Annotated in this window: 23 protein-coding genes; 12 read left to right on the top strand and 11 right to left on the bottom strand. The window is 58.3% G+C overall.

Annotated elements, in window-relative coordinates; genetic code table 11:
- The first annotated feature begins 124 nt into the window (after positions 1-124).
- Entirely contained in the window at positions 125-787 is a 663-nt protein-coding gene (locus XI04_RS33625) for a hypothetical protein (RefSeq protein WP_271610187.1), read from the top strand.
- Between the two features lie 137 nt (positions 788-924).
- Positions 925-1851 carry a non-homologous end joining protein Ku gene (gene ku, locus XI04_RS33620; protein WP_271610186.1) on the top strand — a complete coding sequence of 309 codons (927 nt, stop codon included), beginning with the start codon at positions 925-927 and terminating at the stop codon, positions 1849-1851.
- 62 nt (positions 1852-1913) lie between these two features.
- Here ku and XI04_RS33615 read toward each other — a convergent pair whose 3' ends face one another.
- Positions 1914-3647: an adenylate/guanylate cyclase domain-containing protein gene (locus tag XI04_RS33615; RefSeq protein ID WP_271610185.1), complete on the bottom strand. Its 1734-nt coding sequence runs from the start codon at positions 3645-3647 to the stop codon at positions 1914-1916.
- Between the two features lie 380 nt (positions 3648-4027).
- Between XI04_RS33615 and XI04_RS33610 the strand changes: the two genes are divergently transcribed.
- From XI04_RS33610 to XI04_RS33595, 4 genes are all read left to right on the top strand, one after another.
- Positions 4028-4225 (top strand): hypothetical protein, encoded by a 198-nt coding sequence (locus tag XI04_RS33610; RefSeq protein WP_075968876.1) that lies wholly within the window; start codon positions 4028-4030, stop codon positions 4223-4225.
- Between the two features lie 810 nt (positions 4226-5035).
- Positions 5036-5779: a Crp/Fnr family transcriptional regulator gene (locus tag XI04_RS33605; protein WP_442869012.1), complete on the top strand. Its 744-nt coding sequence runs from the start codon at positions 5036-5038 to the stop codon at positions 5777-5779.
- Positions 5780-6080: 301 nt separating this feature from the next.
- On the top strand, positions 6081-6464 hold the full coding sequence (locus tag XI04_RS33600; protein ID WP_080670282.1) for a hypothetical protein: 384 nt from the start codon (positions 6081-6083) through the stop codon (positions 6462-6464).
- A 441-nt stretch (positions 6465-6905) separates the two neighbouring features.
- Positions 6906-7880 (top strand): ABC transporter substrate-binding protein, encoded by a 975-nt coding sequence (locus tag XI04_RS33595; protein ID WP_271610184.1) that lies wholly within the window; start codon positions 6906-6908, stop codon positions 7878-7880.
- Positions 7881-8000: 120 nt separating this feature from the next.
- Here the strand turns inward: XI04_RS33595 and XI04_RS33590 are convergent, their stop codons facing one another.
- Both XI04_RS33590 and XI04_RS33585 read right to left on the bottom strand, forming a co-directional pair.
- The gene (locus XI04_RS33590; RefSeq protein ID WP_271610183.1) at positions 8001-8273 is read right to left on the bottom strand and encodes a hypothetical protein; all 273 of its coding nucleotides are present in this window, start codon (positions 8271-8273) and stop codon (positions 8001-8003) included.
- Positions 8274-8441: 168 nt separating this feature from the next.
- Positions 8442-8750: a hypothetical protein gene (locus XI04_RS33585; RefSeq protein WP_271610182.1), complete on the bottom strand. Its 309-nt coding sequence runs from the start codon at positions 8748-8750 to the stop codon at positions 8442-8444.
- An 892-nt stretch (positions 8751-9642) separates the two neighbouring features.
- Between XI04_RS33585 and XI04_RS33580 the strand changes: the two genes are divergently transcribed.
- Both XI04_RS33580 and XI04_RS33575 read left to right on the top strand, forming a co-directional pair.
- Positions 9643-10890 carry a hypothetical protein gene (locus tag XI04_RS33580; protein WP_271610181.1) on the top strand — a complete coding sequence of 416 codons (1248 nt, stop codon included), beginning with the start codon at positions 9643-9645 and terminating at the stop codon, positions 10888-10890.
- A gap of 10 nt (positions 10891-10900) precedes the next feature.
- A complete protein-coding gene (locus tag XI04_RS33575) occupies positions 10901-11527 on the top strand; it encodes a hypothetical protein (RefSeq protein WP_271610180.1) in 627 nt (208 codons plus the stop codon).
- Positions 11528-12467: 940 nt separating this feature from the next.
- Here XI04_RS33575 and XI04_RS33570 read toward each other — a convergent pair.
- The 4 genes from XI04_RS33570 to XI04_RS33560 all read right to left on the bottom strand — a co-directional run bounded on the left by XI04_RS33570 (position 12468) and on the right by XI04_RS33560 (position 13689).
- Positions 12468-12602 (bottom strand): hypothetical protein, encoded by a 135-nt coding sequence (locus XI04_RS33570; RefSeq protein ID WP_271593784.1) that lies wholly within the window; start codon positions 12600-12602, stop codon positions 12468-12470.
- Between the two features lie 191 nt (positions 12603-12793).
- Positions 12794-13072 (bottom strand): hypothetical protein, encoded by a 279-nt coding sequence (locus XI04_RS33565; protein WP_271610179.1) that lies wholly within the window; start codon positions 13070-13072, stop codon positions 12794-12796.
- A gap of 126 nt (positions 13073-13198) precedes the next feature.
- On the bottom strand, positions 13199-13435 hold the full coding sequence (locus tag XI04_RS38945) for a DUF2188 domain-containing protein (protein ID WP_442868730.1): 237 nt from the start codon (positions 13433-13435) through the stop codon (positions 13199-13201).
- Between the two features lie 8 nt (positions 13436-13443).
- Positions 13444-13689, bottom strand: coding sequence for a hypothetical protein (locus XI04_RS33560; RefSeq protein WP_271610178.1), 246 nt, complete (start codon positions 13687-13689; stop codon positions 13444-13446).
- Between the two features lie 365 nt (positions 13690-14054).
- Between XI04_RS33560 and XI04_RS33555 the strand changes: the two genes are divergently transcribed.
- From XI04_RS33555 to XI04_RS33540, 4 genes are all read left to right on the top strand, one after another.
- Positions 14055-14810: a hypothetical protein gene (locus XI04_RS33555; protein WP_271611424.1), complete on the top strand. Its 756-nt coding sequence runs from the start codon at positions 14055-14057 to the stop codon at positions 14808-14810.
- A 91-nt stretch (positions 14811-14901) separates the two neighbouring features.
- Complete coding sequence (locus tag XI04_RS33550) at positions 14902-16941, top strand: ATP-binding protein (RefSeq protein ID WP_271610176.1); 2040 nt, start codon at positions 14902-14904, stop codon at positions 16939-16941.
- Positions 16942-16997: 56 nt separating this feature from the next.
- Positions 16998-17693, top strand: a complete 696-nt coding sequence (locus tag XI04_RS33545) for a hypothetical protein (RefSeq protein WP_271610175.1) — start codon at positions 16998-17000, stop codon at positions 17691-17693.
- 4 nt (positions 17694-17697) lie between these two features.
- Entirely contained in the window at positions 17698-18582 is an 885-nt protein-coding gene (locus tag XI04_RS33540) for a hypothetical protein (RefSeq protein ID WP_271610174.1), read from the top strand.
- Between the two features lie 481 nt (positions 18583-19063).
- Here the strand turns inward: XI04_RS33540 and XI04_RS33535 are convergent, their stop codons facing one another.
- The 4 genes from XI04_RS33535 to XI04_RS33520 all read right to left on the bottom strand — a co-directional run bounded on the left by XI04_RS33535 (position 19064) and on the right by XI04_RS33520 (position 25198).
- Entirely contained in the window at positions 19064-19519 is a 456-nt protein-coding gene (locus tag XI04_RS33535; RefSeq protein WP_271610173.1) for a hypothetical protein, read from the bottom strand.
- 27 nt (positions 19520-19546) lie between these two features.
- Positions 19547-22942 (bottom strand): hypothetical protein, encoded by a 3396-nt coding sequence (locus XI04_RS33530; protein WP_271610172.1) that lies wholly within the window; start codon positions 22940-22942, stop codon positions 19547-19549.
- Positions 22943-23099: 157 nt separating this feature from the next.
- Positions 23100-24065 (bottom strand): hypothetical protein, encoded by a 966-nt coding sequence (locus XI04_RS33525; RefSeq protein ID WP_271611422.1) that lies wholly within the window; start codon positions 24063-24065, stop codon positions 23100-23102.
- The gene (locus XI04_RS33520; protein WP_271610170.1) at positions 24065-25198 is read right to left on the bottom strand and encodes a tail fiber protein; all 1134 of its coding nucleotides are present in this window, start codon (positions 25196-25198) and stop codon (positions 24065-24067) included. The genes XI04_RS33525 and XI04_RS33520 overlap by 1 nt, the downstream gene beginning before the upstream one ends.
- Positions 25199-25285: the final 87 nt, after the last annotated feature.

Below are 25285 nucleotides of genomic sequence, written 5' to 3'. Positions count from 1 at the left end.
TCGGCAGGTAGCAGACCATCATGGTCTATGTGCGAGGAAGCCGATAGTCCGAATTGTTTCCAAATATGTCTGATTGTGATACGGCTGGATAACCTATTAGAAGGTGTGCCGGGGCTTTACCCTTATGAACATCGTCCAGAGAATAAGACGCAGGTTGTTTCAGCCCCGGGAAGTCATTGAAGGGTATGAGAACCCGGAATTGGTTGAAACGATTTTCCTCAAGACAATGAACTACGAAACTAACAGTGAGCCTTGGCCATTGGTTGATGGTGTCAGAACGGTCGTCGATTTCGGCGGAGGCGCCGGCGTTCACTACAAGACCGCCCGCCGGCAATCGCCAGAAATCCGATGGGCGGTTGTCGAGACGCCGGCCATGGTGCGGCGCGCCAAAGAACTCGCGACGGACAGGCTCAGGTTTTTCGAACGCATTGATGAAGCGGCCGAATGGCTCCGCAATGTCGATCTTGTCCACTCGAACGGAGCCATACAGTACGTGCCTGACGCTTTCGGGACCATTCAGGCGCTCTGCGCAGTTCGGGCGGCCAAGTTGGTCTGGCATCGCGTTCCGATCAGCGACGGAGAGGCGCGACGAGAGATCCAGACTTCGTACCTAAGCGATAATGGACCTGGGCGGCTCTCCTCACCCTCGGAAAAGCTGGTGAGATATGAGCGGACGTGGATCCCCGAGCAACCTTTCATCAGGGCCCATGAGGGTTACCGGATGGCGGAACGCAGCCCGGATCCCCGCGAGCACGGAACACATCAGTTCAGATTTGTGCCAGACTAACGGGCCGGGCGGGGCATATTTCGGCCTTCCTGCAACTAAGAAATAGTAGAGCGCGATACATTTTCAGTCTGAATCTGTCGGAACTCGGTCGGCCTGTTCGTCTTGAATCGGAGCCGACCAAACGGAGTTCCGCGTCAATGGCCCCCCGCGCCAACTGGAAAGGCTTTCTGCGCCTATCCCTGGTCACCTGTCCCGTAGCGCTCTACCCGGCGACGTCGGAGAGCGAGAAGATCGCCTTTAATCAGCTGAACCGGGCCACGGGCCATCGCATAAAGTACCTGAAAGTCGACGCGGACACCGGCGACGAGGTGTCCAACGAAGACATCGTCAAGGGCTATGAGCTCGAAAAGGGACAGTACATCGAAGTCTCGAAAGAGGAGCTCGAAGAGATCGCACTGGAGTCAACCCGGACCATCGAGATAGACGAGTTTGTCGACAAGGCCGATATCGACCCGCGCTACCTGATCCGCCCCTATTACATCCGCCCCGACGGCAAGGTCGGCCACGATGCCTTTGCGGTCATCCGGGAGACAATCCGGGAGATGAACAAGGTTGCGATCGGCCGGGTGGTGCTGACCAACCGCGAGCATATCATCGCGTTGGAGCCGATGGACAAGGGTCTTGTCGGCACCCTGCTGCGCTACCCCTACGAGATCCGCAGCGAGCAGGAATACTTCGACGAGATCCAGAACGTGAAGGTTACCAAGGACATGCTGGACCTCGCCAAGCACATCGTGAATCAGAAGGCGGGGCGTTTCGATCCGGAGAAGTTTGAGGACCATTACGAAACCGCGCTGATCGACCTCATCAACCAGAAACGGGCCGGGAAGGTCATCCGGCCGAAGGAGCGGCCGAGGGGCGAGAACGTGGTCGACCTGATGGAAGCGCTGCGGCAGAGTGTCGGTCGGGAAGCTGCGCCGGCGAAGGAGACAAAGCCCGCCAAGAAGCCAAAGAAGGCATCAGCTGGCCAGAAGGAAATGCTGATGCCCATCGCCGGCAAGAAGCCCGCGAAGGAAGCTGCGGCGAAGAAGCCTGCAGCGGGGGCGCGGCGGAAGTTGGCTTAAGCGTGAAGCATCCAGTGACGCCCGATAGCCGGTACTTCGTCGGCCCGCAGTTCAATGCAGCCTCACCCCCTCCATCCGGCCTTACCTAGACCGTCGACGAGATGCGCGTGGTCTTCTGGACGAAACCACGGAGCTCTGTTGCGGACATACATATCTAATGCCCCCGGTGCGCGCGAGACGGCCTTTTCCAGTTCTTCCTTCGCTTCCGCTATGCGCCCAAGCTGGCCCAGCGCCGCCGCGGACCAGCGGTAGATCATCGGAAAATTCGGATACGACCGGATCAGGCGTTTTGCGGCCTGGATCGAAGCTTCGTATTCGCCGCAGAAATATAAACCGCACGCAATGTGCAACAAGCGGACTGCCAGATAGGGATCGCGGGGATCGAGCCTGATACACACGTTGAGAGACGTGACCCCCTCCTTGTGCCGTCCGGCAAAGATCAGCGTCGCGCCTCGATGGCCGTGCGCGATCGCCAGATTTGGACTCATAGAGAGAGCTCGCTCGATCTCCGCCAACGCATCGTCAGCCTCGCCGCGTGCTTGCAAGGCCCAGCCAAGGCACGAACGGGCTTCGGCATCGGCACCATCGAGCGCGACCGCCCGGCGGGCTAGGGCCTCCGCCGAATGTTGCGCGTCTCGCAGGCCTATCTTCTGGTAGAGCGCGGCCGCTTGCAGCTGGTACAGAGCGAGCGCGCTGTAGCTGCCGCTGAAGGTCGGGTCGAGATCGATCGCCTGTCTGAAGAATTTCTCGGCGCTCTCATCGTCCTCTGCGGTCGCTTTGCTCAGATGCCACAGGCCGCGCTGATAGGCGGCCCAGGCATCAAGGCTGCCCGGCGGCCTGCGCATGGCGCGTCGGAGCTCGGCGTCTGCAATGGCGGGGGCGAGCGCAGTCGTCAACGCCTCGGTGAGCTCATCCTGCACGGCGAAAATATCTGCGAGATCGCGGTCGTAGCGCTCGGCCCATACATGATTGCTGGTCGCCGCCTCTATGAGCTGCGCGGTCACGCGGATCCGGCTGCCGGCCTTGCGCACGCTACCTTCAAGCACGTAGCGGACGCCGAGCTCACGCCCGACCTGTCTCACATCAACCGCTCGCCCTTTGTAAGTGAACGACGAGTTCCGTGCGATGACGAACAATGAGGGATAACGCGATAACGCCGTGATCGCATCTTCGGCGATACCGTCGGAGACGAATTCCTGCTCGGAGTCGCCGCTCATATTGGTCAGCGGCAAAACGGCGACAGATGGCTTGTCAGGCAACGCGAACGCCGGAATCTCGCGTTTGGGAGTCGCAGTCCGCAGGTCCGGGTCGATGATGATGCGGTAAACGTGGACGGGCCGGGCGATGTTCTTCAGAGTTTGCTCACCCGCTTCCTCAACGTCGAACGGCACCTTGTCGCGCGCGTGATTGAAGACAGTCTGAGAGATACAGATGCCGCCGGGTTCGGCGATGCTCTCGAGCCGGGCCGCAATGTTGACGCCGTCTCCAAAGATGTCATGGGCTTCGACGATGATATCACCGATATTGAGCCCCACACGGAAGAGAATGCGCCTGTCTTCCGCGTCGTCGCAGGTAAGTTCGTTGATGCGGGACTGAAACTGCATGGCAGCCCGCACCGCTTCGACCGCACTTGGAAACTCAGCCAAAAACCCGTCGCCGGTGTTCTTTACGATGCGGCCGCCGTGCTGCGCAATTGCGGGCTCGACACCCCCGGCGAGAAGGGCCGTCAGCTTGGCGTGTGTCGCCTCTTCGTCATTGTGCATGAGCCGAGAATAGCCGGCCACGTCGGCGGCCAAGATCGCTGATAATCTTCGCTCGACCCGGACCCGCTCTTGCACCATGGCCGCACCAGGCCCCACCAACCCACCATACTCTAAACGGATCAGAGCGCAGCGCCAAACGCGCTTGCGCACCAAATAGAGATCGAGTCCGGACCGCCAATGTCGCCTTCTGGCCCATAGCCGACCTCGCAAGTGCCTGCCGCTGAGCGCTTCTGACCCTTACCGGACCTGCCGTGGGCCACGTTCCCGAATCTGTATTCCAGTTGGTGGTCAATATTGACCAGATGTCGGTTACCGGACATGCCAGACTTCCATGATCACCGCACGGCCCTTGGCTTTCATCGGTGATGAGAACGCCACTAGCGCTCCCGCCTCCTCTAGAAAGGAGCAGCGCCATGCAGCGACGCCGTTTCAAGCAAACCACGTCCCTTGAAGAGCGCCTTGCCGAACAAGCCCAACGCCTCCGTCAGGAAGCCAAATCGCTTCCACCTGGTATCGAGCGGGAACGCGCGATCCGCAAAGCCCGGCAAGCCGAGACCGGCGCTCACATCAGCGAATGGCTAAATTCGCCCGGATTGCAGCCGCCGAGGTGAACGTTGAAAAAGCCAGCCTCCTGCGTTGCGTCTCCCGGCAGCCACTCTGGGAGCGTTAGAAACATGACTAAGTCCGAACAGCAGAGCGACGTAAAGCAACTTACGCCTCCCGCGTGGAGGAAGCGCAGCGAGTGATTTCCGAGTACATGAGCGACCTCCGCGAGATCATCTGGAAGCTGCGTCGCAAAATGAATTAAGGCCGCCTGGCGGCCTCTTTCACTTAAAGACGAACCGCATGCCGTCTTGGCCCATCAGCGAAGTGGGCGTTTCGTTGAGGTCCGCTCAGTAACTCAGGTTGAGTTGTTTGCATTTTGACCCTCACCGGACGTTCCCGGTGCTTGAACGATGGCTTCTGTCCGTCGTCGGACCCCTTGTCACACGTCTGAGCAAACGCGGAACTTGCGACAGTTGCATGGTGATCTTATCACCATTCACTTATCGGCAACTACCGGTGACTGAGAGTTCTGTAGCGCTCCCGCCTGATGAAGGCAAAGCACATGATCACGGTTCACGAGCCACGATGTCCAAAGTGCAAGAGAGCAATTACAATGCTGGCACGGATTACCTCCGGTGCCTCCGGCTTTGACATCCGAACATTCAAGTGCCCCGCTTGCGATCACGTTCATCAGCGCGTGGTCGAGCTTTTCGATCCGATGAAGTCCGGCGAACTTGCAGGATGGCTCCGGGGTGAATTGCGAGCGCCGACGTAAGGCTTCGTGCCATTTCGACGAGCAAACGCGGCGTTGTGATCGAGCCCGCAGATCGGGGCGTGATTTTCGGCACCCCCTAGGCAGCGAAGACGTAAGTGACATGTCGGCGCTCAACCGCTATAACGATGAGAACGCGCTCATCGGAGTAAAGGAGACTCCTGTGGGGAAATCGACCAAGAAGGCGTTCGATCCCCAAGCCTTTCTCGCAAAGGTAGGGGCAGGCAAGGCAATCCTGAAATTTGAGAGAAGTCAGCACGTCTTCACGCAAGGAGACGTGGCAGATGCAGTTTTTTACATTCAAGAAGGCCGCGTCAAGCTCACCGTCGTGTCCGAGCAAGGAAAGGAAGCGGTCGTCGGGATTTTGGAACCGGGCCAGTTCTTCGGCGAAGGGTGCCTCAATGGTCATCCACTGCGGATCGCGACCGCAACCGCGGTGGAGGAATGCATGATCACTTCAATAAGCAAAGAAGCGATGATCCACACCGTTCAGTCCGAGCCGAAATTTTCCGAGCTGTTCATGGCCTATCTCCTGACGCGAAACAGCCGCATCGAAGAGGATTTGATCGACCAGCTTTTCAATTCAAGCGAGAAGCGACTTGCACGCCTTCTTCTTCTGCTCGCGCATTTCGGAACGGAAGGCACAACTCAGCCTATTTTGATCGATATCAGCCAGGAAACGTTGGCAGAGATGATCGGCACGACGCGATCCCGGGTGAGCTTCTTCATGAACAAATTCCGCAAACTTGGGCTCATCAGCTATAATGGGAAGATAGAAGTTCACAATTCGCTGCTGGATGCCGTTTTGCACGAAAAGCCCGAAATAGAGCGGGATGACGATCTATAGCCTAGCCCGACATGCTCGATGAGAAGATGTTCTCAGAGCGGCTTGCGTCGGCGATTTCTGCTCTTGGCCCATCTGCGAAGTTGCGCCTCGGCGGTCGGAAGTCCGCTCGTTGAGGCAGAGCGGACCAGATTTGCTCAGTTCGAGGTCTTCGCATTTTGACCCGCACCGGACCTCGTCAAAATTTCAATGCCCGCGGCGGCGGGTCTCCGATACGACATGGGATATAGTTACATTTCATAATTGAGCTGCTTAACTCTCTAATCGACTAGTAAATATTTCAAACAAATCACAGGAAGCCGCAATGTCCTCTCCAGAAGAAGACGATCGGCGCGAGTTTTTAAGATCCTGCGGCAGGTTCGCCTCCGTAACACCTCCGAAGATCACAGCCTTGCTTTCGACCTCACTTACTAGCAGCGCAATTACCACCACCGAAGGCTGGGGTCGTGTATGCCTAATAACCGGCGAACTTGCTTCGGCAGGACGATCGGATCAATGCATTGCTGAAGCAAAGCGATACCGCGACCACGCTGCCGAGGCAGAACAACTGGCTGAACTCGCGGTGACGGCGGCCCGTCGCCAAACACTGACCATCATCGCTCGCACTTATCTCCGGGCGGCGGCGCAGCTGGAGAGCATCGCGGAGCGATTGCTTGAAGCGATTGCAGAAGTAAAGTCAGGTAGCTGACGATAGCTGCGGGCGCATCTGCGAAGTTGCGTCGCGTCTGTCGAAGGTCCGCTCGGCGCGGCAGCTAGGCGCTGCCATATTTTTTGGCGAAAGGACGGTCAGATCGGCGTAGCTTTCGACGAGTAACGCCGCATCAGCTAGAGACCCTCATCCTTTCGAATGTCGCCTTGTGGTCCCTAGCTGCCCTCTTGCGTGATAGCCGGCGTCTGCTGTTGAGAGGAGACCGGACGAGCGGGCTGCTGGCCTCCACAGCCGCTCGTGACCCAACCCGGACATCGGGGGCTGCGCAGCCTCTACCGAGGGGGCCCACGATAAACGAAATATGCCCCCGGATACGCCTTTGGACTCATCTCGGGCTGACGGTTATTTCACCGGCTCACCCATTCAAAATTCCGAGTTGCGGGCGCATATTGTAGCGGTAGCGCGCCGCGAGGTGACTTAATGAAACGCCGCGATTTTGTCACTCTTCTCAGCGCTGCGGTAGTCGCCTTGCCCCTCGCAGCCCACGCGCAGCAACCAGCGGTGCCGCGGGTCGGTTACGTCTGGAGCGGCGTTCGCGGGACGGACGTGTACTACCAAACCGGATTCCGTCAAGGACTAGCAGACCTTGGATATGTAGTGGGGCGCAACCTACTGCTCGAAGAACGTTACGCCGACGGAAAGCCGGAGCGCGTTCCTGCGCTGATCGCTGAACTCCTCAAGCTCAACGTCGATGTTCTCGTGACTCCAGGCACACCCACTTCGCAAACTGCGCAACGTGCAACATCCACCGTGCCGATCGTCTGCATGAGCGGAGATCCCGTCAGAGCCGGTCTTGTGGCAAGCCTTGCCCGGCCAGGCGGCAACATCACTGGGCTGTCGCAGTTCTCCGGCGATTACGGCGTCAAGTGGCTGGAGCTGCTGAAGGAGGCGGCACCGAAAATGCGTCGTGTCGCCGTGTTGTGGAATCCTGACAATCCGACGACCGCCAACCAAGTCGAACTCATGCAAAACGCGGCACCCGGGCTCGGTCTCGAGTTGAAAGCCCTCTCGGTGCGGCTCGCGGAAATCGAGAACAGCTTCACCGCGCTGGGAGAGAGCGGTCTCGATGGCGTCGTCGTCACCGACGATCCCTCGCTGATACCTCTCGTTCCCCAGCTGATCGCGCTCACGGCAGAGCGGCGCTTACCGGCGATCTATCCATTCCGCGATTCGGCTCAGAGAGGAGGACTGATATCGTACTCGGCCAATCTTTTCAAACTATGGCAACGCGCCGCAGCCTATGTTGATCGCATTCTCAAAGGGGCGCGTCCGGCGGAGCTTCCCGTCGAGCAGACGACGGAGGTGACCCTGAATATCAACCTCAAGACCGCTAAGGCGCTCGGTCTCGACATCCCAATCACGCTGCTCGCCCGCGCCGACGAGGTGATCGAATAAATGATTGCGGCGGTGCATGAGTCCGTTCTTGGCCCAAAGCAGAGATGTGTCTTTGCGGCCTTTACTTCGGCAATTAAGTCACAAGCGGACGAGGCTGGTTGCCTCTAGGCCCCGCTTTTCCTAACGCTCCTCGTCAGGCAGGCACTCAGGACAAGTATCGCCGGTCTCATCAAGAATTTCGGCTACAGCCACAGTTGCTGCCTCCGGCGAAACTCCCGCCGGAGGATGTTGGCGAGCTATGACGAACGCTCGGTCACGGGCGTGAGGGTCCGCCCGGTCCTTTGCCCAGCCATGCTCCTCACATTCGTGGATGGCGCCGGCTTCCCGCAGCACGCTCAATGCCCATCCGCGCAGCGTGCGGACCGCTGGCCGTCTTTCCTTCGTCATCAGCATCGAGATTGCTCCTGCCGGGACGAATCCTTCCGCCCTTCTGTTCGTTCCGAGCGGTTAGCACAGGGCAGGGATTCGCAAATGTGCAGGGTCGGTCTTGTCCACCTGTTCCAGGGCGGTCTGTGGACAGCTACCGGTTGGATTTTAGCAGCTGCCGGGGAAGCACGAGCACTACATTGATCGGACGCTCGAGATCAGTCCTTTGCCGGTGTCGAAGTTGGACGCTGGTGCGCCCGGAATACGGATGAGGCCTTGCATGCTTGGGCCCTTTGTGCGGATGGCGATCTTGATCTGAGGCGCATTCCGGCGGGACGGTTGTGAATACGGGAAGTCGATCCTTTGCCACTGAAAAAGGTCGCCGGAGGCGCGACCCACGTGCATGGAGTCGGCCATAGGCTCGATTGCCGCCGTCGCCGGCGCGACGAGTGCAAACAGGCCAATGAGAACGAGCCGCGATGTTCGGCGCATAGCAAACTTCATCAGGCGACCTTCATCAGAAAGGGGGTGCAACGCCTTCGGTCGGGCCGCGGGACGCAGCCTTTGCTACCGCCTCATTCAAAGTTGCTCAGCAGCAAACGCAGCCAAGCTCGACGGAGTGGGCCAGGGACGCCAGCAAGGGGCCACAAGCGGGCATTGCAAAACTCGTGATTTCCCTATGTTATGTGAAATGTCTCACACTAATCCCGAACTGATCAGTCCTAGTCTTCTAGATTAGCATGCAAGCTATTAGCGCCGAATGGCCCACTTCTTTTTGGGATTGGATGCGAAATCTATGCGCAGATTTCTCCGGAGTGCGGTAGTTTTTTTTAGCGCAACTTTAGGCGGCACCTGCCAAGGCGGCGTATTGGACTTTATCGTTCGCGGAGTCGAACACGGGGTCGAGAGTAGTGTTGAACGAGGGGCCGGCAAAGCCGTTAGTGGGGCTACCCGGGCAGCTGGCCATGGAGTTGCGAGAACCGTTCCGCTGCTAAAGAACCCGTTACTACGAAGATCAATTAATAATGCAGGTGTCGTCGCTTCTGCAACTTTTGCTGTCGTAGAGTACGCGACGCTGAACACTGGGCCTAAGTTCGTTCTGAGCTTATCCGAAAATAAAATTGTGCTTACGAAAGGTGGCTCATTCTTCGGATACATAGGGGGCAACTCGCAAGTTCTAGGTCGGGAAACTTGGCGTGCTGAACTAAGCAACGCTCTTGAGAAGGAAAATTTGGCAAATTCGATGCGCCCCTCCTTGAGGGCGGACTCTGAGATAATCACGAAGAGTCCCGACGTATTCGCAGAGATTTCCGACAGAACCTCTGTCTTAGTAAATGTTGGATCGTACGGAGTTCGACCGGTTCGTGTTGTTACCGTCGCCGGCAAGAAGGAGGCAATGATAGAACTCACCCCTAGCATGTTACTTCCGGTGCGTGACGTTGGAACGGTGGATGATTTCATTTGGCTAATGAAGCAGCCGGTGCGACGCGAGGATTTGCGGATTGTTAGCTTCTTTTCAACCGACGAGGTCGATGTAATTCAACGTTTGCGGTCAGCCGCTGGGGATCAATTGCTGGAAGCTATACCGGGTCAAAGCACTGAGAAAATAACCAAGTTTGTAGAGGGAAAGGTTGCCGTCTTCATAGGTCACATAGAAGGGGAATCCTACGTCGCCCGAGATGCAGCCTCTCAGATAGTGGGGCAAATCCAACTTGAAGGCATTGCGGAGATTGGCCTTCGAGAAAGTGGAATGCCATTGATGCTTGGCTGCACATCGTTCAAAGCTTGTCAGTTGCCAAGCGGCTTGCTTTCTCCAATTCGCGACACGACGATTGCTAGTCAGCTATCGGATTTCTTTAGGGCCTCCACATACGGGGACATGCTCCTCGCGCTCGGTAGCTCGGCCAATCCACTAGTAGTTACGCGAGAGCTTATTAAAGGAGAGGTGAATCAGCTTCGAATCCGGCTACAAACGCTGAGCGAGCTGGAGCAGGGTACCAAACCGGTTGCTTTCGGCGGAAGACTCGCAGTTATGGTGACGTCCGCGCCGGAAATGATAAAATTCGCGGAGGCCATGGTTTTTTGGTATGTGATTGCTGCAATGTTTGGACCGTGGCTCTGGTCGGGCCTAAAGCGCCAGCTTCCGATACTGCCTAACCCAAGGGGCTCTTTTATCAGGTATATAAGTGCTTGGACGGGCAGAGCGCTGTTCTTTGCTATATTCGCACCATTCGTTTTTCTTTACGTCGCGTTCGTGGTTCTGTCAGGGTACTGGAAAGATCTTGACAGCTGTTTGGAAGGACTTTGGGGAAGTCCTGTCGTAATGGGTTCACTGGTTAGCTCGACCTTTAAGGGCTTTTACACGCGTGGTTTCAATTCACCGGACCGACACTCAATCACGCTTGCTTCGGTGCTCGTTGTCTCTATCATTCTGGTTGTTTCGCTGTTCGTGTACGGCGTCTGGGATCCGATGGTAGCCACGCCATTCGTGTACTTGATCAACGATTTCGACTACAGCAACGTTTCTATCACCTGGCATATGTTGGTGATGTTGCAATTATTCTTATCCCTGCTTCTCTTTGGGTGGTGCCTCTTGGCGAGTATCGCACTAGCAGGAGCTATGAAAATTCGCCTTTTGTCCTGAGCAATCCAGCATGAATGAGCCGGTAGACACTAGTTCTATCAAATATAACTCTATCCTTGAGCTAATAGGCGCTTGTTCACCAAACGCTATGCGAGAGCTCACGTCCCGTTTTCCGGAGGCAAGAGCTTTTTTGCAACGTGGTTTAGTGCTGGGTGGTACAGCTCAGATTGGCCGTGATTTCCTGATTGCGATAGCTCAATCAGGAATCGATGCGGCCGGGCCGCAAGTTGCAAACCTGTTGAGAGTCGCGCCCGCGCGGCTTTCTCGGGCGAGAACCTGGAGACTCTTTGCTTCGGTAGCAACAGCCGTAACAAGTACTGGAGTTGCTTCTGCAGCGATTGTCGAGGCAAAGATTGCCACAATAGTGGGTAGTTTGTTGACCCTAGCGTCGAGTTTGTGCGGCTTGGTTGCGCAACACTTGGAAAGCCCACTATTTGGAGGAACCTCTGGTCTCGTGGAAACTGTTGAACTCATGTTGAAAGCCGAGTCGGAATTGGCCGCGCTGAGAATACAGATGGTAACAGTGCAAAATGACCCCAGCGCCGACGTGGAGGGGTTACTCAAGTCGGTCAACAGCGTATGCGCGGCTGTTCGCCGTGCCCAGGTACAACTCGGCGCCAAGGAATTCGCCACGTAGCCATGAAAGCTGCTCTGCCCAGCTGAACGCATTCGGCGCTGAGGTGCTCACCCGACGCTCGCGTCTAAGGGCTCTCGGACGGGCCTTTAGGCCTTCGGCCTCATGCTTAAAGTCTGCTCTGAGTCAGACCCCGACACCGACAGGGAAGGGCGTTCCGGTTTTGGAGTCCGCTAAGGGCCGTTATCGGATCGCAAGCGTGAGCGGCCAGGAGGTCGGCAAAGTTCGACGACATCCGCCACTCGCGAGCGCAGAGGCGGTCAGCGATAACCCGCTTCGGGTTAATGGTGCCTTGGATTTTCCTCAGCGAGCTGAACCTTCTCTCTCAGTCTCTCAAGGTCCTCCATTGCTCTGAGCAATTTCACCAGATCGGAGACCATGTGTGCCAGAGTGGGCTTGCGCGGCTTTAAGACCCGCGATTTCTGTTTCATCGCGAAACGTCTCCCTGCCAGGACCGACGGATCCGCAAGGACCATGCCACCGCAGTGCAACCGGGGTTTCAGGGAGATGGCGCTGAAGGCGCGAGAACTATCGGGTGGGCGACCCCTTCCATCCATCGAACTGGCGCGAGGTCTGGCCAGTGATGTCGACGTCCTTTCCGTCAGAGAGGCGCCAGGCCGCCACTCCGAAGCAGACGGTCAGAATGACGGCTGCTGTTAGCAGCAGCATCGACAGAAAGTGGCTCACACCTGCACCCCTGAACGCGACGCATGAGCGAGCGACCACGGAACGTCGATTCGGAAAATGCAGATGCGTTGACCTAATGCCTGAATGTCCCCAAGCTTTTGAACGATTGCGCAAATAACCCAAGTCGCATTCGCTATCCGTCAAAACCACGCCGCCGGCCGCGGTAAATTGGTATTCGGCTTCGCCTGAGAAATTGCAAGCAACCGCCCTGGCTCATCCGGCCGCGGCCGGCGGGCCTAGGTGCTAGGGGGGACCTTTATTGCCGGTGCGAACCGTTCTGAAAAGTTGCGGCCTTCGCATCTCGTGCTGCAGAAAGCGCCGCCGAAATAAACGATGAAGATCCGATAGTCGCCAGAGCTACGAGCAACACGCCGAAAATCAGGCTACGCATTCAACCCTCCTTCAGGGCGATACATCTCCTCAATATCGGATTGCATAGTTTCAACATCGCTTCGTGCGACGACCAAAATGGCTTCGTGGGGGCGGTCGGCAAAAGGGGGATTTCATGGATCGTCTAAAGCAAGCCCGCAACGCGGAGCTCAGCGTTTGCGCATTGCAGCAAAACTCACCTCCTCCATCTTGCTATTTTAGCAATGGATTGCCTTGTCCGGTGATCGGATTCCATCCGGTCAGCATCTCGCGCGTCCAATTGAGGATTTCGAGTGCTCCGGTCACCGGTCGCGGCTTGCCATCGGTTCCGATGGCCGCAGAGTCATCACGGAAGTGGCGGTAGGCTGCCTCCAAGTTCTTTAGAAATCGCTCCTGAAAAGTCGGATCCGACTCTCCCAGCGTCTTGACCAGACAAGTAGCAAGCGCGGCCGCCCCGGCGCGCACGTTCCATTCTTCATCAGTCATCGCCATTGATCCCCTCCTAGGGCGGCAAAAATGGCCGATCAATGCGACCGCTCCAGCGGGCACCCACCAACCAATGTTGAAGCGAAATACGATCAAGGCTGGCGCGCCGACCCCAAGGTCCGGCGAGCTCAACTATCCTTTGCTACTTCGGGGATCGGCGCCGTAAGTTCGCTCCTCCCGGATCGTACCATCGGACTTGTGCAATACTGCTTGTCCGAGGCCCCCTTGGTCTTCCGCTTTGTGCCCCGCGCGGATGGCGGCACTCTCAGCCGCTTTCTGAGTTTGATGGTTTGAAACCACTTCACCCTTGTGTTTGACGGCCCAGCCTTCCTTCGAAGGAACGGAGTGAAAGACTTGTCGTTTGGCCATGGCTGGACTCAATACCGAGGCGTGCGATGGCCGGTCTGGCCTGTATACGGATTGATGTTTCCGCTGGTACCGAAATTGTCCCGCTGTGTGCCGTTTGGATTAGTCGCGACATAGGGCGCGACGTAAGTGCCGTTGCTGCGGGTGTAGCCCGATGACGAGTGGGTACTCGGATTGGAGCCGGTCCCGGTCACATACTGCGCGTTTGCCGCGGATGCAGTCAGCAAAAAGGCTGCGACTAGAAAAAGCTGCTTCATCCCATTGTCCTCCCAAATGGCCATATTAATTTGAGGATGCAACCACAGCACCGGCCAACAGTCCAGTCCAACCTACGGATGAGACTCATCCTTTTACCGGCCTGATGTAGCTTGAATGGTAGAATGGGCACCGGCGCACACAACAAGGATGCGCCATGCTTGGTCACATCATCCCGTCATTGCGTGCATGAGGTCTCGCCATTGCTGGCTGTTAATTACCGCCGTGGTGTCAGTCACACTGCCTACGAATCAATTCGTGCACACGTTGTCTGGCAACACGAACCCGACAGCGCAGTTGCCGCCTTAAAGTGGCTGAAGTCTTTCTGCCCAAAAGACCCGCAAGTCCCACAATTTGACAGACAGTATTGGACCATGGCCGGCTTCCTCTCGAACGAGGAGCCGCAATGTTAGATCTGCCGCCGCTCTACGAAGAGCACCAGGTGCTCAAGTGTCTGAAGCTGAGGGCCTCCGAGCTCGAGGAGCTCCTGAACATCGGCATCATAGCTCCAGTCGCGCGCAGGGGGCGCGACCCGCTGTACTGTGTGGAAGCGATCGACGCCCTAGCGACGGACTTCCACCATAAGCGCCTCGGATGCGCGATCTGGTGGGACTTCGATTCGAAGAGGCCGGGCTTCCTTCCGGACCACGCCGAGTGGTCGCCGCCAGACGTTCCCTTCTATCCCTTCGATGAAGAGGATCAGCAATTCTGGACGCGACGATATTTCAAGTTGAAGAGGGCCTACGCGCCGTTTCCCTTCCAACGCCCCGACGATCTAGCGCGCCGGCGGGCGAAACTGGAGGCGGTGGCCACCAAGGCCTTCGCTCGAAAGCATGGCATTAAGCGGCCGCGCAAGACTAGGCGCGTTGGGTTTCCGGTGCGCCACAGGTGGGTCACGATCGGTCGGGCCAAGCTCCGCGATCTCGTCTGGAGCAAGACATTGATCCGTGCGGCGAAGGACCTCGGCGTCTCTGAATTCGCGCTCCGCTCGCAATGCAAACGCTGGCTGATCCCGCTGCCAACCCGCGGGCACTTCAATCACAAGGATCCGAGGAAGCGGCCGCCACCGCCCGAATTGCCTCCGCTCAAGGGCATGCCTTCTGCTCCGCGACCAGCGGGCTAAGGACAGCAGCCGTCTTTTTTACAACCAGCGGTTTGCTGTCCCCGCGAAGTTACATTAAGGTGAAGGCAACCTCAGTGAAACCGCCGGCTGCATGTCAATCAAAATTGATCTCGCAAATCAGGTGCGACAGACCGTCCTGCCGCAGTGGAAGCCGCTACTACCGCTGTTCGAGGCGGTGATGAACTCGCTCCAAGCGATCAGAGACGCCAACCTGCCTAGGGGGGCAGGCATTGTGACAATCGCCGTTTCCCGCGAATTGGACACTTTCTTGAAGGAAGAGAACCCGCCGATTATTGGTTTCGAAATCACCGATAACGGCATCGGGCTCGACGATGACAACTTCGATTCATTCAACACAGCTTTTTCGCGGCGCAAGGTTCTCCACGGCGGTAAGGGGCTGGGCCGCTTCACATGGTTGAAAGCCTTCGACGGTGCCCACATCGACAGTACATTTCGCGCCGAAGGCGCCCTGCTTTCTCGGTCCTACCTCTTTGACGAGCGATACACCCTCGACACGCCCGGGTTGCCTATACCAGCTACTTCGGGGTGGCCCGGTACGACCGTTACGCTTACCGGGCTTAAACGCAGTTATAAAGAGAAAATCCCGCGTTCGATCGACGTGATAGTGCAGAAGCTTATCGAGCACTTCATTCTCGTATTTATTGAGCCAGATTGTCCGCGTGTCTACCTCATTGACCAAGGTCAACGGTATGACATCAACGACATCTTCGAGAAGGACTATAAGGCACACTCCTCGAAGCACGAGTTTGCTATTGGCGAGGTGAAATTCACCCTCCATGGGTTCCGCTTGCCCACGTCACGCACCACGAAGCACAAGCTTGTTTATGCCGCCGATCAGCGCGGCGTTACCAGCGACAAGCTCGAAGATTACGTACCGAACCTCGCCTCTCGGCTTGAAGATGAGAACGGCGAAGCGTTTTTCTACCTTGCGATTGTGCAGAGCCCATACCTCAGCGAGCACGTCAACATCGGCCGCACTGACTTCGACTTTAGCGCCGCCGATGATGCGGACGTCGAGCCCTCGCTCTTCGATAGCACCGACCTGATCCCCCGCGCGCAGATCCGGGAGCGTGCGCTCGAATTCATTGAGCAGGACCTCGAAAACATCATCGAGACGATCAATACGGCAAAAATGGACAAGATCCGCCGTTACGTCGCGACCGATGCGCCGCAATACAAAATTTTGCTCAAAGATCCGGGAAAATTCATCAACAAATTACCGCCGTCGCCCTCACGTAACGATATTGAGACGGCCCTGCATCGTGAGCTTCACCACCGCGAGACGGAACTTAAGCGCGAAGGTGGTCGGATCATCAGGGAAGCCGACAAGATCGATAATTATGAGGATTACCATCGCCGGTTCACGCAATTCCTCGACGAGTACAACGAGCTCGGCGTCTCTGCGCTCGCGCAGTATGTGAGCCACCGTAAGATCATCATTGAGTTCTTGGAACGCGCGATCTCGCTACCAAGAGGTGAAGGCGCAAAGTATCCGCTTGAAGAAGTCGTGCACCGGCTCGTTTTCCCGATGCAAACGACGAACCTCGACATCCCGTACAACGAACAGAACCTCTGGATGATCGACGAACGGTTAACCTACCACTCGTTCATCGCGTCGGATAAGCAGCTTCGTTCCTTGGAAATGCTACATACTAAGTCGGCTCAGCGCGGCGACATCGTTGTATTCGATGAAAAGATTTTATTTTCGGACATGAACCCGGCCGAACATCCAATCAACAGCATCACCACGATAGAGTTTAAGCGCCCAGGCCGCGACGACTATAACGAGTCGGACAATCCGCTTGCGCAGGCCTTCAAGCTCATAGAAGAGATCCGCAATGGCGAGTTTCAGATCAGGGGCCGCCCGGTGCCGGTGTCAAACAAGGATATACCCGCGAGCATTTACTGCGTTTGCGACCTGACTCCGACGTTTCGTAGGGTGCTCAAGGTGCTGGACGCGTTCGTCACGCCCGATAATCAAGGGTATTACGGCTTTCACCGCGGCTTCAATGCGTATTACGAAGTAATAGACTACACCAAGATGCTACGCGACGCGAAGAACCGAAATCGTGTATTTTTCGAGAAGCTGAATCTCGTGAATAACCATTAACCGAAGAGCACGGCGTTATGCCAACTTGCTGATGACATGAGATTTAGGAGCTGGCTGTGGCCGATTGGATAGATGTGTTGGAGTCAAATGTGGTGAGTTGGTGGGCGGTGCGCGGCAGAGCGTTCCCGATGGCCCTCGCTCCGGCTACTTTGAAAGCGGAAGGTGTAGATTACCAGGCAATTTTAAATGGCAGGAAGCTTCGCGAAGCGATTTCCACGGAAGGTGCTACCAAGCTTAGAGTTGTACAAAATCCGGCCGACAAATTGTCTTGGGGACTGGTGCCGGCCGGCGTTACACTCGATGCCGATCTCTCGAAGCTCTTCGCAACCGCACCAGAGGAGCAGCAGCCCCCTCAAATCCGGTTTATGCGCCCGGTGTGGGCTGCCTTTGCTCGGAGATTGAATACAGGGATGCGGCGCTTCTTCGTCGATTCTAATTTTCTTGATTTCGTCGATATTGGATCGGGAGAAATGCCTCCAGGTCAAGGTGTGGAGGTGCTTTCGTCGGACCTGCCGGAGGCGACGCTTTTGGATTCGCCGAATAGAGATGCAGAAATTATCAAGGCCATCACAGCCTGGGCAAAAGCACACAACATTCCGTTGGATAGCCTCGATCAACTCAAATATCGTCAAGCTTCACATGCGCCGGCTTCTAAAGGCGGGCGCCGCTTGGATTTGAGCGCGTTTTCTGAAGAAGATCTGCGGAGAATCAAGATTCCATTGGACTTGGTGCTAAAGCTTCGCTTCGAGTAAGTTCATGTTTTTCAATTTTGTGGGCATTCCAGATGTCTTCGAAGCCCGTTTTAGGAGCCGATCGCTTCGGGAGCTTAGCGGCCATCACTTTTCGTTCGTTCCGCTGCGCATGGATCACTCTAAGTCGCACAGGTTGAGCGTCGAGCACTTGCAAGCCAATATAGAAAGCATTGTTCATTATTCGAGAGGACGGCAAAATTGCTTTGATAAAGGCGCCGCGGTCGTGGTGCTCAAATACAAGTGGGACAACCTCGACAGCATTCCGTCGTTTTTCTTCCCATTCGCCCCCGTGGTTATCCTTGAGATCACAGAGCCGTTCGCTCAAACCGGCAATCGTGCGGCAGTGCAAGCTAACAAGATCATCACTGATCTTCATTCTCTGGCTCGTAAGGTTATAGCCCCGATCGATTTGATGGGCGCTGAGCTCCGCGCGAGACTTAAACGGACGCCGGTCTTGCTACCGGTCCGGCGTTTTGACGCCAAAGAGTTGGTTTTGCTGTTCGAGGAATTAGCTGTCGCGATCGGTGTCGGAGGATCCGGGACGTTTATCCGCGATGCATGTTCTCGCTTCGAGCAGGCATTTCCCTATCAACGGGATAGGAGAAATTCAGGGAAGTTTGTGAATGGCCGCGGTATCGATTTTTATATGCCCGGACGTGCCATGCACGGGAATATCTGGGATGGAGAAACGGGCAATCACACCAACGAGTGCTATTTAGGAGCTCGCCTCCGGTTGGGCGCCCCTTTTAATGACGGTTTTCACTTCGACTGCTGCCACAACGATGGGCCATACATGGGCGAACTCGAGAACTGTCATGATGAAAAGAAGAGGTATCGAGGTCATCCTCACCTCAACATTTACCCCAACGATTTTATAAGGGGCGGATAGAAAGCACAAAGGCGACAGCCTTTACGGTGTCGCCCTTTGGCATTGCTAGTGCTCGGCTTGCGAGGCTTTTGTAGCCTCTCCCATATCTTATGTCCTTGCGTCCAACTCAAGCGGGTCCCGGGACCGGTCTTGAGATCTCGACAACATGAACAAGCCTATTCAGTTACGCACGTCCTGAAAGAGGCATTCGCTTGGGGCTAGGCCGGCAGGTTCGCCAGTTGCGCCCATATGGAGCCTTCTAAAAGTTGCTCTAGATTGACCGGGAAGCCGACCTTGTCAATCCACCAAATAGACGTTTGGAGCTAATGAAAGGTTTCAGCCTTCTTCATTTTTAGCAGTCCAATTCCAGCCGTCGATCGAGAGATAGACAGAAACCTGAGGATTTGCAAGGGGTTTGGCCTTTTTTTATAGCAAAGAAAGCCTTCGGAACTGCTCTCAGGGCGTTAATCTTTTTGCCACAATCTGGTACGGGAACCTATTCTTAGGGCGACACGTCCTTCGCGCGAGCCGCGAGCTCCCCCTCGACCTTGTTGATCGCCGCTTGGTTCTCCTCGATGAACGCGGCGAGCTCGTCTCGCGACATCTCGGAGAGCGCCTTTTGCCGAGGCGCCAGGTCCTTCTTCGTCGGTGCGATATGGCCCGCCCGGTCTAGGACTTTCATGGACAAATCGGCCCGGACTCGAGCGCTGACGCGCTCGTCCTGGAGGAGCGACTTCGCCACTCGATACGCAAGCGGCGCGCCGATGGCCGCAAGATCGAGCTGGATCGACTCCGAGATCGCCGCGGCCACCGCGGGGAGCCGCAGCGTCCTATAAACCGATTTGGGGTGATATCCGGCGAGCCTCGCCGCGTCCTCAGGCGGCTTGCCTTCAACCACGATCAGGCGAACAAGCTCGCGTTGTTGGTCGTTCAAATCGAAGGCTACCAAGGCGGTCATTTGAGATCTCCAAAGGCGGTTGGCTGTTCACTCGTTCCCGCTCTCGCGGGAAGCATTCGCGGCGGCAACCAGCCGGCGCAGCGGAACACTGTTGAAAGTGACGTTCTGGTTCTTCAGCGGTCGCTCCAGCAGATACGCTGCAATGTCCGGATTAAACCAAGCAGCTTGCACGATCTGGTCGGCGCTCTCTTTGTTGTTCGGAAGCAGTTCGAGCATCAGCTTGAACCGCTTGATGATGCCGCCACCTTTCAGATCGCCCCAAATGTGACGCGCGCCTAACTGGAGTATCCCCGGGATACCCATCTTCTCCGCGGTGTCCGAGCCAACGGTCGCTCGCTTCTCTGCCTCCTTGAAGTACGACAGAATCATATGGGCCTGGCGAAGATTGTTCATCTCTTCGGGCGAATAGACCTTGGCGAGAATCTGCTCGTTGTCCTTGAACTCGCGCGCCAGCCGCGCGAAGTGCACCTCGAGCGTATCGCCAACCTGGCGCGTTCCCTGGACCTTGTCGGCTAGAACTTCGGACACGGCGGCTTTCCACCCGCGCGCCGCCTGAGGATCGCTCTTGATCAGCGCGTTGATCTCGTCGAGCTTGGCCCCGGCGTTGTACTTTCCACCGAGCAGCTTTTGCGCGACGTCACGGGGATCTTCGCGGAACAGCGTCCCGACCGCAGACCGATCAATCTCGGCTTCGGTTGCCTGGCGGTTTGCACGCGCGGCGTCGAGGTCCGCACGTGCTTGCGTGGACATCTGCTCTCCGCGGCGCGCAGTCGCGACGATGTCATCGAACTCACCGCGCACCGCGGGAAATTGCGCCAGCACGTCCGCGTTGTTTCGCGCCCACGCATTCGCTCGGATCGAGTTCACCGTGCCGTCGGCGTTGAGGGCGGATTTGGCGAAGTCGGATCGTAGATAGTCGCGCAGCGCCGCGTGAGCATCCGGCGCCGCCGGCGTCCCTTCCAGCGTACGTGTCAAGCTAGCCGCCTTCTCCTGCTCGGCCAAGAAGCGGCCCGCGGTTGCGCTCGGGGGCGTGCCGCCGCGATTGAGCTCGCCGTCGGCGTTCTGACCGCCGCGATCCAATTCGCGGGTGAAACGCGCCATCTCGTCGTTCCGCTCGGGGCGGAAACGATCCGCGAAGCGCTGATAGTTCGCGTTGGCTTCCGAGTAGCCGGGTGCCTCCTCGAGGGTTTGATTGATCGCGCTACGCAATCGGCCGAGGTTGTCGGCCAGGTCGAAGTTGCCGGACGCCTGCGCGCGTTCCAGCGCAGGGCCGATAAATTTCCGGAGGTCCGCCAAGTCGCCACCAAGCGCCGTGCCGGGGCCGCCGAGGTTCTGACCGGTGTCGGGGTCGATGCGCGGCCGCAGCGCGTCCAGCCGCCGCATGAAGTCGTTGGGCAGGGTACCCGGGGCGAGGCCATTCGCACCGGTCCGAATCCGGTCAATAGCGCCAAAAATGTCGTCGGCGGGCAGCTCGTCGTTGCGGCCGGGCGCGGTGTCGAACAAACGGTTCTTTTCGGCGCGCGCCGGAATGTAGGTCCGATCGACGAGCGCCTCGTCCAGTCGACGTGAAGCGTTGGCCTTGACGTCGCTATTGGCCAATGCGCCGAATGGCTGCCCCTGATCGGCCCGGATGCGATCAACAGACCGGTCCGCTTCCTCTCGCTGGAGGATATCGTTCTCCGCAGCGCCGATCCGCTCCTCTCGCGCTTTCGCGGCGCGGCGCATGACCGCACCTAGGTCTGCCTCCGGGTCGCGCACGGCTTCGACGCGCTCGGCGGCAGCGCTCTTTACATTCTGGTCCCGCTTGATGAAGTCGGGGGCCGACTTGAGGCGCGCGCCCTGCTCGGCTGCAATCAGGCCGGGATCACCCGACAGCAGGCCGGAAGTCGGCATAGCCGAGCTCTGCAAAGGTGTGGCGCCTTCTTCTGGAGGTCGCGACAAGGCCGCGGCGTTCTCGCGGATGTCTTGCGCCAACGCCCGCGGCGATCCGGACGCGGCGCCCTGAATCTTCGCTGCCGCCCGATCGACATCAGCGGCGCTGTAAGGCGCCCTGGTGTTCGGGTTGAGCGGGATCGGCGCTGGAGCGGAGCTGAAAGACCGTGCTGCAATGCTCTTGATTGCGCCGGCAATGCCTTCCGCAGTGCCCTGTATGGAGTTGGCGCCGACGGCGCCGGCCAGAGGCGCGACAATGTTCGCCACTTGCTTCGGTATCGTGTCCCCGACAACGGCGTGCTCGGGAACGTAGTCGTCGGCTGCATTCACCGCGACGCCGGAGCCCATGCCGCCGATCGTGTCGCCGACTAGCGTCCGCGCCGGCGCATCGGTGTAGGGCCGGGACAGGTGGTCGAGGACGCGCCCGACGGCGGTATCTGCCCGCGATGTCGCAGCGGCGACGCTCGGAGCTCGAGCGGCGAGCATGGCGCCCGTGCCGAGAGCCTGGGTACCGAAGCGGTTGACGTTGTAGCCAAGCTTCTCGCCCGGAGACATCTCGCTCTCCGGAATGGAGAACGGCCCGGTGGCCTTCTCAACCAGCTTGGACGCCGGCGTCGCCATGGGGATGTTCGTACCGAACAGCTTGTTGACGCCCCCGACAACGAGATTCTGTGCTCCAGCGACGAGGTCGAACGGCCCCGTTACGATGTCGGTGAGCCCCTTGCCGACGCCCTGCGCGCCGACGGCCAGGCTGTGGATTGAGCTCGGAGTTGTGTTTGGCTTGGGCGTCCCATCTGCGGGCGAGACGTAGATACGGCCTTGGGGCGTGGTGACACTAGAAGATGGTGCGGCGACGGGCGTCGTGACGGGAGCCGCAGGCGCGGCGAAGGGATCGTGATCCACGGGCACGAGTTTCGGCTGTGGCGCTGCGGGAGCCGGCTGCGGCCCCACGACCTGGAATGGCTTCGTGGGATCGAATGGCGGCTTGTCGACGACTTGATAGGGCTTTGAAGGATCAAACGGCGGCTTCGCGTCGGGAAAAGCGGCCCAAGGATCGTGATCGACCGGCACAAGCGTGGGTTGCCGGCCTGCCCCCTGCGCCGGGATGAGATCGTCGAACATTCCAGGCTTCGCGGCGGATGGTACGACTTCAAGCTGCGCGATGAGCGCTGGATCCGTGACGGGTCGATCCAGCTTGTAACCCGGCGGCAGTGGCGGGACGGTAGCCGGCGGATCGAGTTTGTAGCCAGGAGGCAGCGGAGGAAGTGTCTGACCCGGACCGCCGTAGTGCTTCTGTAGCGCTGTGGTCATTTCCTCGTTGGAGGTCCCAGCCGGAAATTCGACGATCGAACCGTCAGGCCCCTGCACTCGAATCGGTGGGTTCAAGCCCGGCCTGCCGGGCCTCGAGCTCAACGCGCGCTGAATATCCGCCCGCGTGAAGTCGTCGGGGAATTCGTGCTGTTGGCCTTCGAAGTCGATGATTTGCGGCATCGTCAGTGCGCCTCGAAGGCCAAGTTGAAATCCTCCAAGACCAAGTTCGATCGGCCCGCGCTCCGTGCATGCGCCGTGAGTTCGCCGAACGACGTTTCTACGTCGACGGGCGCGGGAATCCGCAGTCCTATGTTGAGGTCGGTCACCGCTGCACCCATCAACTCAGCCCCGTTCCGGAGATAATCCACTTCGTCGAGGAAATCTTCATGGCAGTAGCGATGCCCGCAGCCGAGAGCGACCGGCTGCCCGTCGCGCCCGTGCCGGCGAGCATGAGCGTGTCGGAGGTGATCGCGATCGTCAGGTTTCCGGAGCCGGTTTCATTCACGAACATCAGCCTCGTCCCGATCGGGTACGGCACGCTCGCGTTTGCCGGGATCGTGTAGGTGTGCGCACTTAACGCGTTGTGATAAACGTGCTTCTGCGCGTCCGTCGACACGCATGTATAGCTTCCGCTCTGAGGATTCTGCGGAACGTCGCTGAACAGTTGCGCGTCGTACGCCTGTACGGTCGAACCTATCGCCGACGGCGCCAGATAGTCCGTACCGGCGACAGCGGCGCTCGCCACACCCGATGTCAATTTCAAAACACCGGAGATCGAAACCGAACGTTTGACACTCTTTCCCGTCGTTCCGCTGAACAGCATGATCTCGCCGTCGCCGGAAGCCACCGCGCCGATGACCGCATTGGCCAGGGTGGCCGCCGCATTCGTCGCCGACGTCGCCGCTGCGCTCGCGCTCGACGCAGCATTCGTCGCAGACGTGGACGCGGCACTTGCACTTGACGCCGCCGCAGTCGCCGAGCTCGTGGCGTTGGTTTCGCTTGTGGCCGCGTCGGAAGCGGCCGCCACGGCGTCGTCCCGCGCAGCCAGGATTTCATCGGCCGACGTCGTGTCGCCGATGCTGGCTTTCACGCTGGTCGTAAGCTGGTCGAAACTGATCGATTCATTCGCGATGCCGCCGTCCGCCCGGATCGACGTCTTCAGGAAATCGATCGTTTCAGCCAGAGATGCCGCCACCGCGTTGTAATCGGCGTGGATCTGCCCGGCCGGCAACGGACGCGACGGGTTCGCGTTCTGATAGCTGACATAATCGTATTGGCGCGTGTATTTTGTCGGGTAGCTCATCAGTGCGCCTTGATGATGTAGTTGAGCACGATGCCTGGCGGAGGCGTCTGGATCGGAGTGCTGGTGCCGCCTTGTGGATTCATGACGATACTCGCGGTACCGTTGGAAACCACACTGGCTGGGCGGTTTCGCGGGAAGTCCGTCGACCCGCCCGGAGGATTCAGGGAAGAGGTGCCGAAGTCGTTGACCTGAACGAGACTGCTCGTGGACGTCACAGACACAGTCGCCGAAGCAACCGATGGCGTGTACGGCGGCAAGTTAGCCGTCAAGAGCGTACGGCTTTGTTGGCCGCCAGACGCGCCAATGGTCGTGCCGTCGACGCCTCCTCCGGCGCTCGTCAATCGGCCCGTAGCGCCGCCGGGATCCAAGCCGAAGGCCACACGCCCGCGCATGTCAGGCACGTTGAAGTGCGTGCCGTCCGCAGCGCCATGCGCTGTACCTATCGCGGCGAACAAGAGTGGATACTCGGCTCGCACCAACGACTGGCCGTTGCAGAGCAGCCAGCCGCTGGGAGCGGCGCTTCCTGCGAAAGGCACGACCATGCCCGCGGGAAAAAGCAAATTGGCCAATGGTGTCGCGATGTCCGCAGGCGCCAGTTTCGCGAACGTGACGTTCTGATCCGCGATCTTGTTGGTCGAGACAGCGCCTGTCGCGATCTTCGCGTTCGCCACAACGCCGTCGGCCAGTTTGTCGCCGGCGACGGCGCCGTTGGCCAGCTTGGCAGAGGTGATCGAACCGTCGGGAATGGCGGCTGCCGCCGACAAGTCGGCGATTTCGTCCCACTTGCTGGCATCGAAGCTGACGCCGGACGTGTGCGTGGTGTTCGCGATGTAGAAAATCGAGTTGTAGAAGACGGTGTTGACGTTCTCTGTGTAGAGAACGCCGCTTTCCCACTGCGCGGGCGCGGCGAAGCCGAGGCTCACGCTGCTGTCGAACTGCGCCTGGCCGACCGAGCCGCGCTTCAGCGCGCCGTCGTCGTCCTGGATGAGCGCGAGATTCTGCTGGGTGTCGTCGATCGCGATCTTGACGGCGTTGAACTCGGCGTCGAGCGACGTGCCAGACTGCTGCGCCGTCGGGTTTTCGGCGCTGAACAGCGCAAAGGAATTCTGACGGTCGTAGGGGGTTGAGGACATTGATCGCCGACGGGGTGAGAGCAAGTGCGCGGGATTGCGCGGTGGGTGCCGTCGGCGAAGCGGCGTTGCGTCCGTGGGATAAAGTGT

It is taken from the genome of Bradyrhizobium sp. CCBAU 11430, assembly GCF_028128855.1.
GTDB classification, from domain to species: domain Bacteria; phylum Pseudomonadota; class Alphaproteobacteria; order Rhizobiales; family Xanthobacteraceae; genus Bradyrhizobium; species Bradyrhizobium ottawaense.
This window is presented reverse-complemented; position numbering and strand designations above follow the sequence as displayed.

What these genes read in the sequence shown, in the direction of transcription:
- XI04_RS33625 (WP_271610187.1), top strand. Translation starts at nt 125, where the DNA reads ATGAACATCGTCCAGAGAATAAGACGCAGGTTGTTTCAGCCCCGGGAA.
- ku (WP_271610186.1), top strand. Translation starts at nt 925, where the DNA reads ATGGCCCCCCGCGCCAACTGGAAAGGCTTTCTGCGCCTATCCCTGGTC.
- XI04_RS33610 (WP_075968876.1), top strand. Translation starts at nt 4,028, where the DNA reads ATGCAGCGACGCCGTTTCAAGCAAACCACGTCCCTTGAAGAGCGCCTT.
- XI04_RS33605 (WP_442869012.1), top strand. Translation starts at nt 5,036, where the DNA reads ATGTCGGCGCTCAACCGCTATAACGATGAGAACGCGCTCATCGGAGTA.
- XI04_RS33600 (WP_080670282.1), top strand. Translation starts at nt 6,081, where the DNA reads ATGTCCTCTCCAGAAGAAGACGATCGGCGCGAGTTTTTAAGATCCTGC.
- XI04_RS33595 (WP_271610184.1), top strand. Translation starts at nt 6,906, where the DNA reads ATGAAACGCCGCGATTTTGTCACTCTTCTCAGCGCTGCGGTAGTCGCC.
- XI04_RS33590 (WP_271610183.1), bottom strand. Translation starts at nt 8,273, where the DNA reads ATGCTGATGACGAAGGAAAGACGGCCAGCGGTCCGCACGCTGCGCGGA.
- XI04_RS33585 (WP_271610182.1), bottom strand. Translation starts at nt 8,750, where the DNA reads ATGAAGTTTGCTATGCGCCGAACATCGCGGCTCGTTCTCATTGGCCTG.
- XI04_RS33580 (WP_271610181.1), top strand. Translation starts at nt 9,643, where the DNA reads ATGATAGAACTCACCCCTAGCATGTTACTTCCGGTGCGTGACGTTGGA.
- XI04_RS33575 (WP_271610180.1), top strand. Translation starts at nt 10,901, where the DNA reads ATGAATGAGCCGGTAGACACTAGTTCTATCAAATATAACTCTATCCTT.
- XI04_RS33570 (WP_271593784.1), bottom strand. Translation starts at nt 12,602, where the DNA reads ATGCGTAGCCTGATTTTCGGCGTGTTGCTCGTAGCTCTGGCGACTATC.
- XI04_RS33565 (WP_271610179.1), bottom strand. Translation starts at nt 13,072, where the DNA reads ATGGCGATGACTGATGAAGAATGGAACGTGCGCGCCGGGGCGGCCGCG.
- XI04_RS38945 (WP_442868730.1), bottom strand. Translation starts at nt 13,435, where the DNA reads ATGGCCAAACGACAAGTCTTTCACTCCGTTCCTTCGAAGGAAGGCTGG.
- XI04_RS33560 (WP_271610178.1), bottom strand. Translation starts at nt 13,689, where the DNA reads ATGAAGCAGCTTTTTCTAGTCGCAGCCTTTTTGCTGACTGCATCCGCG.
- XI04_RS33550 (WP_271610176.1), top strand. Translation starts at nt 14,902, where the DNA reads ATGTCAATCAAAATTGATCTCGCAAATCAGGTGCGACAGACCGTCCTG.
- XI04_RS33540 (WP_271610174.1), top strand. Translation starts at nt 17,698, where the DNA reads ATGTTTTTCAATTTTGTGGGCATTCCAGATGTCTTCGAAGCCCGTTTT.
- XI04_RS33535 (WP_271610173.1), bottom strand. Translation starts at nt 19,519, where the DNA reads ATGACCGCCTTGGTAGCCTTCGATTTGAACGACCAACAACGCGAGCTT.
- XI04_RS33530 (WP_271610172.1), bottom strand. Translation starts at nt 22,942, where the DNA reads ATGCCGCAAATCATCGACTTCGAAGGCCAACAGCACGAATTCCCCGAC.
- XI04_RS33525 (WP_271611422.1), bottom strand. Translation starts at nt 24,065, where the DNA reads ATGAGCTACCCGACAAAATACACGCGCCAATACGATTATGTCAGCTAT.
- XI04_RS33520 (WP_271610170.1), bottom strand. Translation starts at nt 25,198, where the DNA reads ATGTCCTCAACCCCCTACGACCGTCAGAATTCCTTTGCGCTGTTCAGC.